Origin of the sequence: Mogibacterium kristiansenii, assembly GCF_009695905.1 — a bacterium.
GTDB classification, from domain to species: Bacteria; Bacillota; Clostridia; order Peptostreptococcales; family Anaerovoracaceae; genus Mogibacterium_A; species Mogibacterium_A kristiansenii.
The window spans coordinates 1-1566 of the sequence record NZ_VUNA01000041.1 but is presented as its reverse complement, the minus strand read 5'-3'; the positions used below and the strand labels follow the sequence as shown (position 1 = coordinate 1566).

General features: G+C 46.4%; 1 protein-coding gene. It reads left to right on the top strand.

Translation table 11 applies throughout. From position 1 onward, the window contains the following. The first annotated feature begins 51 nt into the window (after positions 1-51). On the top strand, positions 52-1200 hold the full coding sequence (locus FYJ65_RS09455) for an IS110 family RNA-guided transposase (RefSeq protein ID WP_154555075.1): 1149 nt from the start codon (positions 52-54) through the stop codon (positions 1198-1200). Positions 1201-1566: the final 366 nt, after the last annotated feature.

Sequence of the window (1566 nt, the reverse complement as noted above, 5' to 3'; positions counted from 1 at the left end):
GACGACTAAATCAATAGACAGTGGTTTACCACATACAAAAGGAGGTCATTTATGAATAGAATACTAAAAATCGGAATGGATGTCCATAGCACCAGCTACACTTTATGTGCAATGGAGCCCGTGCTTGGAGGAGAAGACAGAATTTTTGCAAACATTCAGGTAACATCTGATTATCGAAATGTGATTCAGTTTATTGACAAATTAAAGGAAAAGCTGGGCTCTTCCGACTCCTATTCCATCGAGTGTGGTTACGAAGCTGGATGCCTCGGCTACTCACTTTATCATCAGCTGACCAAAGCCGGAGTCAAATGCACGATTCTGGCACCGACAACGATGCTGACACAGCAAGGGAAACGGGTCAAAACCGATAAGCGTGACGCTGTGATGATTGCACAATGCCTTTCCTATGGTGGCTATCACGCGGTTCATGTTCCTGCAGATAAAGATGTCTCCGTTAAAGAGTACCTCCGAATGCGGGATGACCACAAAGTGGCGCTGAAGAAGATTAAACAGCAGATCAATGCATTCTGTCTCCGGCAAGGGTATTTTTATGCCGGCAATAAATGGACCATCAAGCACCTGAACTGGCTGAAAAAGCTGGTTCTCTCGGATTTGTATCGTGAAACGCTGAATGAGTACCTGACATCCTATGAGGAGCAGATAGCAAAGATTGAGCGGTTTGATAAGAGGATCGAGGAGCTGGCGGAAGATTCGGATTATCAGGAGAATGTCAAAAAACTCGGTTGTCTACTTGGAATCAAAACCCACACCGCACTGTCTCTGATTGTTGAAACCGGCGACTTCAAGCGCTTCAGGAAAGGAAATACCTATGCTGCTTTTCTTGGACTTGCGCCGGGAGAATCCTCAAGTGGTGAAAAAATCAACCGCACCGGAATCACTAAAGCCGGAAACAGTCATCTGCGCACGCTTCTCATTGAGGCTGCAAGGGGAATGTGCAGAGGTCGAATTGGATATAAGTCAAAGGTGCTCCGTTCCAGACAGGATGGAAATCCTACAGAAGTCATAGCCTATGCAGATCGTGGCAATACAAGAATGAGAAGCAAATATTATCGAATGATTCGCCATGGAAAAAAGGATAATGTGGCAGTGGCGGCGGTAGCAAGGGAACTTGCCTGCTTCATCTGGGGACTGATGACGAATAATATTACGTCCAAGGAAGAAGGGACGAAAGCTGCATGAATAGCATCCTGTACATCTGCCTGTCAAGGATGCTTCGCACCGCTTGCGCGGCAAGTCCTGTGACAGACAGCTGTCCATGATGTTAATGGACAGTTAAGCGGGAATCGGCAGAAAACTGCGATTCCCGCAACAATACTTATCAAAGTACATATTTGACAGCATCTGGAAGGAGCTGCGATCACTGTAAGGTTCGAGTCATCTGCGAAAAGCCTTTGTGGCACATTAGTGATCCACGCTACAAGATCGCAGGGCTCACGGCGGACCATTAGCCTGTAGGTAACCAATCCACGAATAACAGAGTGGCCACATGCCGGGAACTGTTAAATCAAAGCTCTTTCCAGATGCTGTCAAGAAAATACAAATGTG